The sequence below is a fragment of the Anaeromassilibacillus senegalensis genome, from assembly GCF_001261775.1.
GTDB classification, from domain to species: Bacteria; Bacillota; Clostridia; order Oscillospirales; family Acutalibacteraceae; genus Anaeromassilibacillus; species Anaeromassilibacillus senegalensis.
Genome location: NZ_LN868536.1, coordinates 581,566 through 594,514 on the forward strand (window position 1 = coordinate 581,566; position 12,949 = coordinate 594,514).

General features: G+C 50.9%; 16 protein-coding genes. 7 read left to right on the forward strand and 9 right to left on the reverse strand.

The window, feature by feature from the left end:
* Window positions 1-2 precede the first annotated feature (2 nt).
* On the forward strand, window positions 3-731 hold the full coding sequence (locus BN2106_RS04885) for an NAD-dependent protein deacylase (protein ID WP_050697440.1): 729 nt from the start codon (window positions 3-5) through the stop codon (window positions 729-731).
* A gap of 46 nt (window positions 732-777) precedes the next feature.
* The gene (locus BN2106_RS04890; RefSeq protein ID WP_050697441.1) at window positions 778-1,287 is read left to right on the forward strand and encodes a GyrI-like domain-containing protein; all 510 of its coding nucleotides are present in this window, start codon (window positions 778-780) and stop codon (window positions 1,285-1,287) included.
* 96 nt (window positions 1,288-1,383) lie between these two features.
* On the opposite strand, the gene BN2106_RS04895 is transcribed toward BN2106_RS04890, so the two are convergent.
* The 3 genes from BN2106_RS04895 to BN2106_RS16920 all read right to left on the reverse strand — a co-directional run bounded on the left by BN2106_RS04895 (window position 1,384) and on the right by BN2106_RS16920 (window position 3,647).
* A complete protein-coding gene (locus tag BN2106_RS04895) occupies window positions 1,384-1,713 on the reverse strand; it encodes a DUF1540 domain-containing protein (protein ID WP_050697442.1) in 330 nt (109 codons plus the stop codon).
* 111 nt (window positions 1,714-1,824) lie between these two features.
* Window positions 1,825-3,030 (reverse strand): bifunctional phosphopantothenoylcysteine decarboxylase/phosphopantothenate--cysteine ligase CoaBC, encoded by a 1,206-nt coding sequence (coaBC, locus tag BN2106_RS04900; protein WP_050697443.1) that lies wholly within the window; start codon window positions 3,028-3,030, stop codon window positions 1,825-1,827.
* A gap of 77 nt (window positions 3,031-3,107) precedes the next feature.
* Complete coding sequence (locus BN2106_RS16920; RefSeq protein ID WP_082236366.1) at window positions 3,108-3,647, reverse strand: helix-hairpin-helix domain-containing protein; 540 nt, start codon at window positions 3,645-3,647, stop codon at window positions 3,108-3,110.
* A gap of 209 nt (window positions 3,648-3,856) precedes the next feature.
* Here BN2106_RS16920 and BN2106_RS04910 point away from each other — a divergent pair, with 209 nt between their 5' ends.
* Both BN2106_RS04910 and BN2106_RS04915 read left to right on the forward strand, forming a co-directional pair.
* The gene (locus tag BN2106_RS04910) at window positions 3,857-4,600 is read left to right on the forward strand and encodes an ECF transporter S component (protein WP_050697444.1); all 744 of its coding nucleotides are present in this window, start codon (window positions 3,857-3,859) and stop codon (window positions 4,598-4,600) included.
* A 34-nt stretch (window positions 4,601-4,634) separates the two neighbouring features.
* Window positions 4,635-5,414 (forward strand): type III pantothenate kinase, encoded by a 780-nt coding sequence (locus BN2106_RS04915; RefSeq protein ID WP_050697445.1) that lies wholly within the window; start codon window positions 4,635-4,637, stop codon window positions 5,412-5,414.
* An 83-nt stretch (window positions 5,415-5,497) separates the two neighbouring features.
* Here BN2106_RS04915 and BN2106_RS04920 read toward each other — a convergent pair whose 3' ends face one another.
* From BN2106_RS04920 to cysK, 3 genes are all read right to left on the reverse strand, one after another.
* Window positions 5,498-6,865, reverse strand: a complete 1,368-nt coding sequence (locus BN2106_RS04920) for an MATE family efflux transporter (protein WP_242846248.1) — start codon at window positions 6,863-6,865, stop codon at window positions 5,498-5,500.
* A gap of 122 nt (window positions 6,866-6,987) precedes the next feature.
* Window positions 6,988-7,614: a cytidylate kinase-like family protein gene (locus BN2106_RS04925; RefSeq protein WP_050697446.1), complete on the reverse strand. Its 627-nt coding sequence runs from the start codon at window positions 7,612-7,614 to the stop codon at window positions 6,988-6,990.
* Between the two features lie 319 nt (window positions 7,615-7,933).
* Window positions 7,934-8,866, reverse strand: coding sequence for a cysteine synthase A (gene cysK, locus BN2106_RS04930; RefSeq protein WP_050697447.1), 933 nt, complete (start codon window positions 8,864-8,866; stop codon window positions 7,934-7,936).
* A gap of 192 nt (window positions 8,867-9,058) precedes the next feature.
* Here cysK and BN2106_RS04935 point away from each other — a divergent pair, with 192 nt between their 5' ends.
* Both BN2106_RS04935 and BN2106_RS04940 read left to right on the forward strand, forming a co-directional pair.
* Window positions 9,059-9,499 (forward strand): RrF2 family transcriptional regulator, encoded by a 441-nt coding sequence (locus tag BN2106_RS04935; RefSeq protein WP_050697448.1) that lies wholly within the window; start codon window positions 9,059-9,061, stop codon window positions 9,497-9,499.
* Window positions 9,496-9,930 (forward strand): RrF2 family transcriptional regulator, encoded by a 435-nt coding sequence (locus BN2106_RS04940; protein WP_050697449.1) that lies wholly within the window; start codon window positions 9,496-9,498, stop codon window positions 9,928-9,930. Before BN2106_RS04935 ends, BN2106_RS04940 begins: the two co-directional genes overlap by 4 nt.
* 52 nt (window positions 9,931-9,982) lie before the next feature.
* Here the strand turns inward: BN2106_RS04940 and BN2106_RS04945 are convergent, their stop codons facing one another.
* Window positions 9,983-10,186, reverse strand: coding sequence for a hypothetical protein (locus tag BN2106_RS04945; protein WP_050697450.1), 204 nt, complete (start codon window positions 10,184-10,186; stop codon window positions 9,983-9,985).
* 180 nt (window positions 10,187-10,366) lie between these two features.
* On the opposite strand from BN2106_RS04945, the gene BN2106_RS04950 reads away from it, so the two are divergent.
* Window positions 10,367-10,906 carry a ferritin-like domain-containing protein gene (locus BN2106_RS04950; RefSeq protein WP_050697451.1) on the forward strand — a complete coding sequence of 180 codons (540 nt, stop codon included), beginning with the start codon at window positions 10,367-10,369 and terminating at the stop codon, window positions 10,904-10,906.
* A gap of 154 nt (window positions 10,907-11,060) precedes the next feature.
* Here the strand turns inward: BN2106_RS04950 and BN2106_RS04955 are convergent, their stop codons facing one another.
* Together BN2106_RS04955 and BN2106_RS04960 are read right to left on the reverse strand one after the other, a co-directional pair.
* Window positions 11,061-11,243, reverse strand: a complete 183-nt coding sequence (locus tag BN2106_RS04955; protein ID WP_050697452.1) for a hypothetical protein — start codon at window positions 11,241-11,243, stop codon at window positions 11,061-11,063.
* Between the two features lie 300 nt (window positions 11,244-11,543).
* The gene (locus BN2106_RS04960; protein ID WP_050697453.1) at window positions 11,544-12,947 is read right to left on the reverse strand and encodes a hypothetical protein; all 1,404 of its coding nucleotides are present in this window, start codon (window positions 12,945-12,947) and stop codon (window positions 11,544-11,546) included.
* Window positions 12,948-12,949 lie beyond the last annotated feature (2 nt).

Consider the following 12,949-nt stretch of genomic DNA (forward strand, 5'->3'; position numbering starts at 1 on the left):
TGATGGATGTTAATCAAATAGAGGAATTGCAGCGGATGGTAGACGAAAGCCGCCGCATCGTCTTTTTTGGCGGCGCGGGGGTTTCAACGGAGAGCGGGATTCCGGATTTCCGCAGTGTGGATGGGCTGTACCATCAGCATTACAAATATCCGCCGGAGACCATTCTGAGCCATAGCTTTTATATGGCGCATACGGACGAGTTTTACAAATTTTACCGGGCAAAGATGCTGTGTCTGGATGCAGAGCCGAACGCCGCCCATAAGAAACTGGCGGAGCTGGAGGCGGCGGGAAAGCTGACCGCTATTGTGACGCAAAATATCGATGGCCTGCATCAGAAGGCGGGCAGCCAAGCGGTCTATGAGCTGCACGGCTCGGTCCATCGCAACTATTGCCAACGGTGCCGCAAAGCCTATGACGCGGCGTATATCTTGCACAGTACCGGTATTCCTGTATGCGATTGCGGTGGGACGATTAAGCCGGATGTGGTGTTGTATGAGGAGAGCCTGGACCAGCGGACGCTGACCGGGGCGCTGACTGCGATTGAAAACGCCGACATGCTGATAATCGGCGGAACTTCGCTTGCTGTCTATCCGGCCTCCGGGCTGGTGCATTATTACAATGGGGATCGATTGGTATTGATCAACAAATCCGCGACTCCGATGGACGGCAGTGCGGATTTATGCATCCAGGGTAGTATCGGAGCTGTTTTGGGACAAATTAAAGTGGGATGAAACATCCAATTGTTTCTAAAAAATAAATGGATCGGAGAAAAGGTACATGGAAATCGTCAAGGTTTACAAGGAAAGTTTTCCTGCTGTTAAGTTGGTGGGAAAACGCTACACCAATGCGGACCGGGATGAAATGGGAACATTTGCATATCATTGGCAGCAGGCATACCGGGAAGGGTGGTTTGAAAAACTCAGACAATGCAAAAGCATCCCCGGTGTAAGTGAAGATGATCTGGGTGTGATGCGCGTCACGGATTCTGGCAGCACGTTTGCATATTGGATCGGCGTTTTTTTGGCGCCGGATGCGGACGTGCCGGACGGCTTTATGTCGGTGGAGATCCCGGCCGGGGAAGTGGGCGTGTGCTGGCTCCGCGGCAATGCACAAAATGGAGAGCTGTACAGCGCGGGGGCATCCGACCTTTGTGTGGAGGCCATGGCTCAGAAGGGATGGGGTTTTTCTCAGGACGGCTGGTTCTTTGAGCGGTATCATTGTTCCCGTTTTACCAAGCCGGATGAAAAAGGCAATGTCATCCTCGATATCTGTGCGTATTTAGCTTGAGCAGGAATCTGTATTTTTTATGTTCTTGAAGTAACAATAAAAATAGAAAAAGAGTGTTTCCAAAGTAAATTGGAAACACTCTTTTGTTGTGGCAGCTTATTTCATTTTAAAAGTTGCACACTCGGTCTGGCTCTTGCAGTCCGGTTTGCCGCAGGAACCGCAGGCAACATGAATATTGCTCGCGTCGCAGTCGCCGTTTGCATTGTAAACGCAGTTGTGCGCCTCGCAGCGGACATGCAGTGCTTCGTTCGGAATATCTGTGTCGCAGGAGGAATTGGAAGCGGAACCGGTCTTGTCCGCAAAGTCGGCGCAGCAGGTCTGCTCGCAGTCGCAGGCACATGCGCCTGCTACCTTGATGTCAGGGCGGCAGCAGCACTCCTTGGCATTGTTCACGCAGTTGGTGACTGTACATTTCAAGCTTGTCATAATCAGCACTTCTTTCTTAATGAGAATAGCATTCCCGACTGTCGTGCTGATTTGGAACAATCGGCACGACAGAGCAGAATGCATCTCTATTTTGTACCGATCTGTTCCTTTTTATACTTGCGGTTGGGTGCGCAATGCCAGAATCTGGTCAAAAATACGCGCGGCGGTTTCCTCTTTGGAAAGCTGCGGCAGCGCGATTTCCTGGTCTTTGGTGATCAGCGTGACAACGTTTGTATCCGTACCAAATCCCGCGCCGGAGACTTTCAAATTGTTGGCGACGATCATGTCCGCCTGCTTTTTTAAAAGTTTTTTACGCGAGTTTTCCAGCATATCGCGCGTTTCCATGGAGAAGCCGCACAAAAATTGATGCGCCGGTTTATGCTCTCCCAGATACTGCAAAATATCTGCCGTCCGAACCAACGGAACAGAGCTGTCGCCGTCCTGCTTTTTGATTTTATCGCCGCTGACTTCCACCGGACGGTAATCCGCGACTGCGGCGGCCTTGACAATGATATCCTGCTGTTCGCTGCGCATTGTGACAGCCTCAAACATATCCTGTGCACTGCAAACGGGGACCACATCCACAAAGGCCGGCGGCTGAAGGGCGGTAGGGCCTGTCACCAGTGTGACAGACGCGCCGCGCCGGGCAGCGTTCTGTGCGAGCGCATAGCCCATTTTACCTGTGGAATGATTGGTGATATAGCGGACCGGGTCGATCGCCTCCTGTGTGGGGCCAGCGGTTACCAGGACGCGCAGGCCCTGCATGTCCTTTTCCCAGCAGAGTTCCTGATAAACATATTCCAGAATGACCTCCGGGTCTGGAAATTTGCCCGCCCCGGTGTCACCGCAGGCCAGATAGCCCATCTCTGGCTCAATGACGGTAAAACCGTAGTGGCGCAATCGGTCCAGATTGTCCTGGGTAATGGGATTTTCATACATGCGGGTATTCATGGCGGGGGAAACCAGTTTTTTGCATTTACAGGCCAGTACGGTGGTGGTCAGCATATCGTCGGCCAATCCGTGCGCCATCTTGGCAATCACATTGGCGGTGGCTGGAGCGATCAGGCAGAGGTCCGCCGCTTTTGCCAGCGCGACATGCTCCACGTTGAATTCAAAATTGCGGTCAAAGGTATCCACCAGGCATTTGTGTCCGGTCAGGCTTTCAAATGTGATGGGATTGATAAAATGAGTGGCGTTTGCGGTCATCAGCACATGGACCTCGCAGCCCTGCTTATGCAGCGCGCTTGCCAGGTACGCCGCTTTATAGGCGGCAATGCCGCCTGTGACGCCCAATAAAATGGTTTTTCCTTTTAACACATGCGGTCCCTCTTTTCCACAGGTTTTTTACATTGTGCACACAGTATACCAGAGTTCCGAGTACCCGTAAATACCGGTTATGTACGATCCTTCCAGTTCCACCATTTTAATTGATCTGGATCGTGTGTTTCATTTTCCGCGAAGTAAACCGCCAGTCGGAAGACATACAGCAGGCATCGGTCCTCCTGGAAGCCTTTATATGCGCAGTCCTTTGCATACAGCTCCTCCGGGTCTTTTCCGCGCAGAGAGGCGACGGTTGGACAGCCGATGTTTATCAAGTTTTCAGCGATGGTTTTTCCAACGCCCGGTATTTGGAGCAAATCGCTTTCTTTCAAGGTGCGTTGGTACAGTGCTTTGATGCGCGCCTGAAGGGATTCCTGAAATGCTTCCTCGTTTTGCGCGGGATCGCGCAGCGTCCGCCAGATGTCGCAGGGGAGCTCTGTACAAAACCCGCAGTGTGCCAATCCTTTGCTTTTCGCGCATCGATAGATGGAGCAGCAGTCGATGTCGAGGGCTGGGGTCCAGCACACGCGGCCCTTCAGCGCCGCACAGCCGGGACACGCCGCGCCAAATTGAGAACAGGCGCTGCAATCCAGTCCGCAGACACATTCCTTCATACAAAACACACCCTTCCGCAAAAGAAGCTTTTCTTTAGCATACCACATTTTTCGCGCTTTCGGCGGAAAAATAAAACCAAAATGCTATTTTTCTGAAAAATCCTGCATTGCATTGTTGATTTTTTAACGATGTGCGCTTATAATGTAGAGGAAAATTTGCGCTGTATCCTTTCTAAGTATAAAGGAGCAGCAGCAGGAGGGTATGAAAAATGAATAAACAATCCGCAAAGTACCGCGACTTCGTCCTGTTGGCCCTGTTTGCAGCAATCATCTTGCTGCTGGCATTCACACCGATTGGCTTTATCCAGCTGCCGCTGATCAAAGCCACAATCGTGCATGTGCCGGTCATTATCGGTTCCATTTTGCTTGGCCCCAAAAAGGGCGCGATTCTGGGAGGGCTGTTCGGCCTGACCAGCCTGATCAGCAATACCATGACGCCGACGCTGCTGTCGTTTGCCTTTTCTCCGGCGATCCCGGCGCCGGGTACAACGAGCGGAAACTGGCTGAGCTTGGTGATCACGTTCATTCCGCGTATTTTGGTGGGCATTGTGCCGTACTATGTCTTTGTTTTATTGCAGAAACTAATGAAGAAGAACACTGCGGCGAGGCTTGTGGCTCGGACAGCTGCCACTTTAGAGGGCCGTGAGGCCAAGACCCTTTTGATGGAAAAGAATACGTCATCGAAGTTCGTCGCGTTGACATCGGAAATCATTTCCTTGGCGGTTGCCGCTTTGCTCGGTTCCTTTACCAACACGGTTTTTGTCATGGGCACCATGTTCCTGCTGTTTAAGGACGCCTACGCGGCGGCGAAGGGGATCCCGGTGGACGCCGTGCTGGGCGCGGTCCTTGCGGTTGTGGGGACTAACGGCGTGCCGGAGGCGATTGCCGCCGTTGTGCTGACGGTTTCGATCGGCAAGGCGCTCTTGGCGCTGCAGAGAAAATCACTCGCCTGATCCCAAGACTATATAAAGGGGAGAATACACCGGTATGATTCTTGCCATTGACGTTGGAAATACCAATATTGTGCTGGGCGGCATTGATGAAGAAACCATTCACTTTACCGCGCGGCTTTCCACTGACCGCTTTAAAACAGGCGACGAATACGCCGTACTGATGAAGAACCTGCTGGAGCTGAACGGGCAAAAGCCCTCCGACATGGAGGGGGGGATTATCTCAACCGTGGTGCCCGCGCTGGCGATGCCTCTGCGCAGTGCGGTGGAAAAGATCACCGGCAAACGCTGCATGGTGGTGGGAAGCGGATTGAAGACGGGATTGAATATTCTGATTGACAATCCGGCGCAGTTGGGCAGCGACCTTGTTGTGGATGCGGTGGCGGCCATTGCGGAGTATCCAAAACCGATCATGATTTTTGACCTCGGCACGGCGACGACCCTTTCCGTTGTGGATCGGAACGGCGGTTATATGGGCGGTATGATTATGCCCGGCGTTATTTTGGGAATGGAAGCGTTGGCCAGCCGGACCTCTCAGCTTCCGCATATCGGATTGGAACCGCCGAAAAAGCTGGTGGGCACCAATACCATCGACTGCATGAAAAGCGGCACCCTGTATGGAAACGCCGCCATGCTGGACGGCATTGTGGATCGCGTAGCGGAACAGCTGGGCGAGGAACCCACGGTGATTGCAACGGGCGGGCTGGCGCGTGTCATTGTGCCGAATTGCCGGAAAAAGATTATCTGTGACGACAGCCTGATGCTAAAAGGGCTGTGGATCCTCTATCAAAAAAACCAAAAGAACACAGAGAAATAATGTTGATGGAATAAAAAGCGGCTCCCCCTGCCTTCGCAGGGGGAGCCGTCAATTTTCAACGGTTTTTTATGCGTACAGCCGGTTTATGATGCTGTTTTGGGAGTAATAATGCTTTTCTTTTTCCATCCGCCCTGCAGGTAGTAGATCAATACGATCACAACGCCGAGCGCCCAGCTGACCGGATAGGAGTAGTAAATAAAATCTTTTCCAAATTGGCCGGCGATCCAGTAGGCGATGGGAATACGGGCAATCCACAGGGAAATCAAACTGGCGGCCATCGGAACCACCATGGATCCCGCTCCGCGCAGTACGGCGCTGAGGATAAACAGGACCGCACACAAAAAATAGAACGGCAGCAGGGAATGCAGGTAGCTCACGCCCGCGGAAATCACGTCCGGGCTTTGACTGAACATCCGCATCAGCAGCGCGCTGAGCGGATAGACCAATCCGCTGATCAACAGGCTGCCGCAGACGCCGAGCACCAGTCCGGCCTTGGTGCCTCGCCTGACGCGGTCCAACCGGGCGGCGCCGACGTTCTGTCCCACATACGTGGTGACGGCGCTGGAAATGCTCTGGATGGGCAGGAATACAAAGGTATCAATTTTGTTGGAGCCGTTAAAGCCTGCAATGAAAGAGGACCCATAACTGTTGACCAGCGCCTGCATCGCCATGATTCCGACGGAAAACAGCGCCTGCTGAATGCCGGACGGCACACCCAGCCGGATGGCTTTGTTGAACAGCGAACGGTTAAACTGAAATTTAAACAGGCTGATATGCAGAAAGGTATAGTGCTTGTTGATGAAATATACGCCGAACAGCCACGAGGAAACCTGTGCAATGATCGTCGCAAGCGCCACGCCGAACACGCCCATGCCGCAGAAGGTGAAGACCAGGTCCAGTACAATGTTGATGATTGCGGCCACGGCAAGAAACAACAGAGAAGTGCGGCTGTCTCCAAAGCCCTGTAAAATACCGGCGTTGATATTAAAGCCCAGATTGCCGATCATGCCGATGAAAATCACCAGCATGTAGATTTTGGCCATTTCAAGCGTGCCGTCGTCCGGGACGTTCATCAGCCGCAGGAGCGGTTCGCTGCTCAGAATGCCGATGACGGTCAGAGGAATGATGCCCACCATGGTGGCGGTGTAGATCGTGTTAACGGTACCGCGTACGTTTTCCATATCTTTTGCGCCGTAGTACTGGGAAATCATGATCGTGGCGCCGACGCTCAGGCCCATAAAGAGAGAGCTGAGCATAAAGATGATGGGGAACCCGGTTCCAACGGCGGCCAGCGCCTGCTCTCCGATGAAATTGCCCACCACCATGCTGTCCACCATGTTGTAGAGCTGTTGAAACACGTTGCCAAGCAGCAGCGGCGCGGTGAAAAGTAAAATAAGCCGGTAAGGATTGCCGGATGTCATGTCCGTGATGCCGGCAGTTTTCTGTTTCACAAAAATGCTCCTTTATCCAAAAAATAGGCCCTTTCCAAAAGCGCACGCCGCCGCCATTCCTCACAGGGAATGATACCGGGGCACGTTTGAAAGGGCCGGCAGAAGATACGGTTAGACAGTGCTTATCGGACGTTTTCTTTCATTTCGACGGCGCTGCGAATTAAATCGACAGAATTCTCAATGCCGAAAGCGGAAGAATCCACCATCAGGTGATAGTTGTCCTTGCTGCCCCACTTCTGGTTGGAATAAAAATTATAATAATTTGCCCTTTGTTTATCCTGTTTGACGAGGGTATCCGCCGCTTTGGCCGGGTCCACGTCATATTTGTTGATAATGCGTTCCATGCGGGAAAATTTATCCGCATAGACAAAGACATGCATACAAGCTTTGTGCTCACGAAGGATATAATCCGCACAGCGGCCCACGATTACACACGGCCCTTTTTCCGCCACTTCACGAATGATATTGGTCTGAATCAGGAAAAGTTTGTCGTTGATTGGCATTTCATTGACGGTGGAAATATGGCCGCCAAGGGAATAGTTGCCCATCATCAGGGAGTACAGCAGACTGTTGGCCGCTTTTTCGTCAGCCCGTTCAAAAACCTCTTCGCTCATGCCGCTCTGCTTTGCCGCCATGGCAATCAGGTCCTTGTCATAAAAAGGGATACCCATCTTTTTAGCGACCTTCTCGCCGATTTCTCTGCCACCGCTTCCGTACTGGCGGGCAATGGTAATAATTGTGTGGCTCATGCTTACACTCCTCACTTTGTCATAGAAGATGAGGTCCTTTCCGCAACGTACAGAAAAAACCTCTTAAAATCAACAAAAAATTGAAAAATAGATTCCATATGATTTTACATCCCAAGATCCGGTTTGTCAAACCTGTTCCTGTAAAAACAGCTGTGTTTTACCGGCTTTTTAGGCGTTTTTCGGTTGACCGGCAGAAACAGATTTTGGTTACGTTTGTAGATGGAAAATCTGTCGGCTTTCCTGATGTAATAAAAAATTCCCCGGCCATTGACCGGGGAATTTTTAAAAGAGATATATCAAATGTGCATGTAAGCGTTTGTTATTCCGCGTCAAAGACGCCGGTGGAAAGATAGCGCTCGCCAGTGTCGGGCAACAGAACCACAATCAGTTTCCCTTTATTTTCCGGCCGCTTTGCCAGCTGGGTCGCTGCGTAAACTGCCGCACCCGCGGAGATGCCCACCAGCAGACCCTCGGTTTTGGCAAGGGTTTTCGTTGTGGTAAAGGCGGCTTCATTGCTGACAGTCACAATCTCGTCCAGAATATCGGTATTCAGAATATCCGGTACAAAGCCTGCGCCGATGCCCTGAATTTTATGCGGCCCGGCTTTTCCCTGAGAAATAACGGGGGAATCCGTGGGTTCTACAGCAACAACCTTTACATTTGGGTTGTGTGCCTTAAGCCCTTCGCCAACGCCGGTGATCGTACCGCCGGTGCCGATCCCTGCAACGAAAATATCCACCTTGCCGTCGGTATCGTTCCAGATTTCCTGTGCAGTGGTTTTACGATGCATGGCCGGGTTGGCCGGGTTGACAAACTGGCCGGGAATAAAGGAATTCGGAATTTCTTTTGCAAGCTCTTCCGCCTTGGCAATTGCACCCTTCATCCCTTTGGCGCCCTCCGTCAGGATCAGCTCTGCGCCCAGGGCGGAAACGAGGCGGCGGCGTTCCAGGCTCATAGTTTCCGGCATGGTCAAAATCAGACGGTAGCCGCGCGATGCAGCGACAAAGGCAAGGCCGACGCCGGTATTGCCGCTGGTCGGTTCAATGATGGTGGTACCCTGGTTGATCAGCCCACGTTCTTCTGCGTCCTGAATCAGTGCGAATCCCACGCGGTCCTTGACGGAAGAAAGCGGATTAAAATATTCCAGCTTTGCCGCCACGGTTGCCTCCAGGCCATTCTGTGCTTCATAGTTGGATAACTCCAGCAGAGGGGTGTTGCCAATCAGGTCCGTCAATTTCTTTGCCATTTTCATCGTTGCATCGCTCCGTTTCTCAAAATGTATCGGAAATCTAATTCCTAGTAAAATAGTAATGTTTAGTTCGTGCCTCTATTATAGGCCCTATTCCATACAAAGTCAATAGGAAAACTTAACTTTTGTATTGCATCTGAAAAAAACTCATAGTATCATTATGATAAAGCCACTTGATTTAGATCGGAGGACGAAATGAAACTTTCTACAAAAAGCCGCTATGCACTGGAGGGCCTGTTCTATATGGCAGTTGCAGGCCGCGAAGATGCGGTGAATATAAAGGAAATAGCAAAGGAAACCAATTTGTCCGCCGCCTATTTGGAGCAGATTTTTTTCAAGCTCAAACAGGCGGGGATTGTACGCACAAGGCGCGGCGCGAAGGGCGGGTTTGTGTTTGACCGGCCGCTGGCGGACATTTCTGTGGGGCAGGTGATCCGTGCGGTGGAGGGCAGTCTGGTGCCGGTAAAATGTGTAGAGTCCCTTTCCGCCTGTAAAAGCAAGGTGCGCTATTCCTGCGTCAGCCGGCAGGTATGGGTGGAGCTGTCCAATGCCATTGCGCGGACGGCGGACCGCATTACCTTGGAGCAGCTCCAAAAGGAATGGTATGAGGAACAGAAAGGAGGGAGCAGCCGATGAAGATATCCACCAGAGGGCGCTATGGGCTGCGTGCCATAATCGATCTGGCGATGCATATGGGAGAAGGCCGCGTATCCCTGGGGGGGATTTCTGAGCGGCAGGATTTATCGCTAAACTATCTGGAAAGCATTTTTGCCGTTTTAAAACGCGCTGGAATCGTTTCTGGCATGGCGGGTGCGCAGGGCGGGTATCTTTTGGCGGTGCCGCCGGAACAGATTACACTGCAGCAGATTTTGGAGACCCTGGAAGGATCGCTTTCCGTAGGGGAGGAACAGGAAGGAGAGGAAACCGACCTGCGGCGCTTTTTGCGAGAACATGTCTGGAACGCCATCGACGCGGCGGTCGAAGAAGCGTTGTGCAGCACGACGCTGGCAGACATGGTAGAACGCATCGACTTGAAACACCGATCCACAGACAGCGCCTATTTATAAAGAGAGAAACGGAACCGATCCCGTTGGGATGAGGTTCCGTTTTTGCATCTCACTATACATACCGCTGCGGTTCTTCCCCGAATGGGAAGACAAGCTCTTGCTCCATTTCGTTTTTCAAAGTATGGCGGTACTCCCGCAGTTCAGGATTCGGCTGGCTCTCCCATTCCCGGTCAATATTGCGGTCCTGTTCAAAGTATTGCATGGCTTCCGGACATTGGATCATGGCCATGCCGAAGCCAAGCGGCGTTTCATCCATTATAATCACCCCGGATTAGTGTTAACGGACACGGTAAAAACATACATACAGCGGTTGGCTGTCATCCGATCAGAAGTGCCTTGGCGGGCTGAACAAAATTTACAGGGTATAACGCTGCCGCCGGGCGCATATGTATTGATGAAGTAATTCGCAAATGGGGGATTTACTGTGGATCGTTCTATGAATAAAAAAGAACCCAACGCTAACATAGATATTGGCCCAACCTTTCAGTCGCCGGAGCCGTATCCGCCGATTCAAGTGGAGGGAAAAAACAAGCTGTACGCAGGCTTGATGCATGGGAATCTGGTTGCGTCGGCAAGTGAAATGACGGCAGTCTGCCAATACCTGTACGACGGCTGGATTCTGGAACCGCAGCGCCCGGACGCGGCAAAAACAATGCATGCGATCGCCAAGGTAGAAATGCACCATCTGGATATCTTTGGAAATCTGGTGCGGGAATTGGGTGGAGACCCGACGTATGCGGTACAGTTCCGGCAGAGGAAGCAGGTTTGGAACGGCAGCTATGTTTCCAACCATAAAAACTTTTTTCACCTGATGCAGCGCAATTTGCTTGCGGAGCAGGACACGATTGCCAAGTATCTGCGTCAGGCGTCCATGATTCAGGACCCAAATATCTCAGCGATTTTGCGCCGCATCGTCCTGGATGAACAGGTGCATGTACAAATCTTTCGCAAATTTTTAGACGAATGTATCCAATGACGCAAAATACCGCGGAATGGGAAAGCCCATTCCGCGGTATTTTTTTATTACATCAAGAAAATTTCCAGACGGTTCACCTATGAGCAAAATAAAAATCCTTTTTCTAACACGTTACTTGAAAAACGCTCAGAAACTGGAGGAATGCAACTGCTTTTTATTCCTGATTGTAATTTTTCTTCGTCAGGTTTTCTGCGCACTGGTGCAGTTCGGTTTCAGAGCTTGCGCCGACGCCGGTCTGCATGATGCTTTCCTGTACAAAATACGGCTGGCAGGAAAAGAACTTCTGCATCTTTTCATTATCCTGCAGCGGTGCATTGTGCGTTTGGTTATTCGGCATAGTAATCACCTCCGGAATTAGTTTTGACAAATCCCGCGAAAATACCGGAGGAAATTGCTGCTGAATTTTTTGTGTTTTTTATGACATCGGGAGGATCACAAAATTTTCTACCTTGGAATAGAAGAAAAACCCTTTGTTGCCAGCCCCACTGAAAAGCACTTTAAAACCAGTAAAACGCAGCTGCTTTTTTATTACATTCAGAAAATTCTTAGATTTTCCGCTTCTAAACGTAACCGAAAATCCTTTTCTGCCAATCCAATCGGAAAGCGCTCAGAAACCAAGAGAACACAACTACTTTTATCAGCGGTAGGAATCAAAACTATAAATCTCACAGCCGGTAAACTTGATCCGTTCGTTGCTTGCGGATTTGCCTGCCGCTTCCAGCCCGGCTTTAAAGTCTGCTTCCGTGATGCTGCCGCGATTCAGTTTGTTTTTTAAATAGTCCTGTGCGCCCTTTTCAACAGCGGTCAGGAATTGATTCCGTTCCCGCACAGTGAGCTGATTTGGTTCCAGGATCCGGTAAGTGAAGGAATAATCGGCCTCCGCACAATCGGTCTGAACCAGGTCGCCAAAGACATCCTCTTCCTTGTAGCTGTAGCTGCGCCCGGAAAACTCCGGGTCCGCCGGTTTGCCGGAGAAAATCTCCCGGGTTTTTGCACGATATTCCTCTAACGAGCAAGGAACGGTTAAACGGAAAAACGTCTCATTCGGATCGTCATCCGGAAGATGGCAGGTGACCATTTCATAGGCAAAATTCAGACTTTTTGCATAGTCTTCTTCCTCGTCATTCATAAAAGCAGCATTGATTTTCCGGTCAAATTCCGCAATCGGCATGTTTTCATAATTGGAAAATTGCAAAGAGCGAAGTGCGAGATCGTATTGCTCTTTGGTATAGGTGTCGGTGGATGGATCAGAAGAGGCACTTTCAGAATTCGACTTATTGTTTCCTTTTTCCATGTTTGAATCCCAATCATAGCCTACATCACACTTGGCCGCATATACCAGACCATTGTTCAGTTTCCCCAAAATCTGTTTCAGCTCGGCAAGCAGAGCTTTTTCCATGGACTTTTCATCCTTTAAAGCGTTTTCTGTCTGGCTGTCCAAAAATTTTTGCATCTCTTTGTCTACGCTTTGCAGGGAGGTGTCCCGCTGAGCAACGGTCAGCGCCGTGCCGTCAGGAATGGCATAATCAAACCAGTAATCTGCATATCCGCCCGTTAACACCACCTGATCGCCGAAAATATCTCCAAACGTTTCGCGCTTGGCGGAGCCGCTGTAAGAGGGATTGCGCTCCTGCTCACAGAGGTTATAATGCTTTGTGCGGCATTCGTTCCAGGTGTAGGTCAGCGTAGTGAAAATAAAATCAGCGTTGGGGTCCTCTTCCGGCAGCGTCCAGAGGAGGCGTTGCAGGGATTTCTCTGTTTTGTGAAACGCGTCCTCATTTTCCCAATCCAGAACGCTGCGGTTAAACGCGTCTACCGTCAATTCTTTGTAATTGTCCGATTGAAAGGACAGTGCCAGGTCGTAATCGGCTTTGGTATATTGGGAATCGCTGTTGGAAAAGTGGAACCGGCTGTATGTGCCGGGCCTGTCCACATGGGTGGGAGCAGGCTCCGGTACATTGGTGGCACAGGCGGAACAGACAATGGCAATACAGAGCGACAGAATGGAAACAGAGGCGGTTAACCAGGTTTTATGTATCATAA

Bases quoted from the DNA above. Each gene is read 5' to 3' on its own strand.
- BN2106_RS04885 (WP_050697440.1), top strand. From the start codon at position 3: ATGGATGTTAATCAAATAGAGGAATTGCAGCGGATGGTAGACGAAAGC.
- BN2106_RS04890 (WP_050697441.1), top strand. From the start codon at position 778: ATGGAAATCGTCAAGGTTTACAAGGAAAGTTTTCCTGCTGTTAAGTTG.
- BN2106_RS04895 (WP_050697442.1), bottom strand. From the start codon at position 1,713: ATGACAAGCTTGAAATGTACAGTCACCAACTGCGTGAACAATGCCAAG.
- BN2106_RS16920 (WP_082236366.1), bottom strand. From the start codon at position 3,647: ATGAAGGAATGTGTCTGCGGACTGGATTGCAGCGCCTGTTCTCAATTT.
- BN2106_RS04910 (WP_050697444.1), top strand. From the start codon at position 3,857: ATGAATAAACAATCCGCAAAGTACCGCGACTTCGTCCTGTTGGCCCTG.
- BN2106_RS04915 (WP_050697445.1), top strand. From the start codon at position 4,635: ATGATTCTTGCCATTGACGTTGGAAATACCAATATTGTGCTGGGCGGC.
- BN2106_RS04925 (WP_050697446.1), bottom strand. From the start codon at position 7,614: ATGAGCCACACAATTATTACCATTGCCCGCCAGTACGGAAGCGGTGGC.
- cysK (WP_050697447.1), bottom strand. From the start codon at position 8,866: ATGAAAATGGCAAAGAAATTGACGGACCTGATTGGCAACACCCCTCTG.
- BN2106_RS04935 (WP_050697448.1), top strand. From the start codon at position 9,059: ATGAAACTTTCTACAAAAAGCCGCTATGCACTGGAGGGCCTGTTCTAT.
- BN2106_RS04940 (WP_050697449.1), top strand. From the start codon at position 9,496: ATGAAGATATCCACCAGAGGGCGCTATGGGCTGCGTGCCATAATCGAT.
- BN2106_RS04945 (WP_050697450.1), bottom strand. From the start codon at position 10,186: ATGGATGAAACGCCGCTTGGCTTCGGCATGGCCATGATCCAATGTCCG.
- BN2106_RS04950 (WP_050697451.1), top strand. From the start codon at position 10,367: ATGAATAAAAAAGAACCCAACGCTAACATAGATATTGGCCCAACCTTT.
- BN2106_RS04955 (WP_050697452.1), bottom strand. From the start codon at position 11,243: ATGCCGAATAACCAAACGCACAATGCACCGCTGCAGGATAATGAAAAG.
- BN2106_RS04960 (WP_050697453.1), bottom strand. From the start codon at position 12,947: ATGATACATAAAACCTGGTTAACCGCCTCTGTTTCCATTCTGTCGCTC.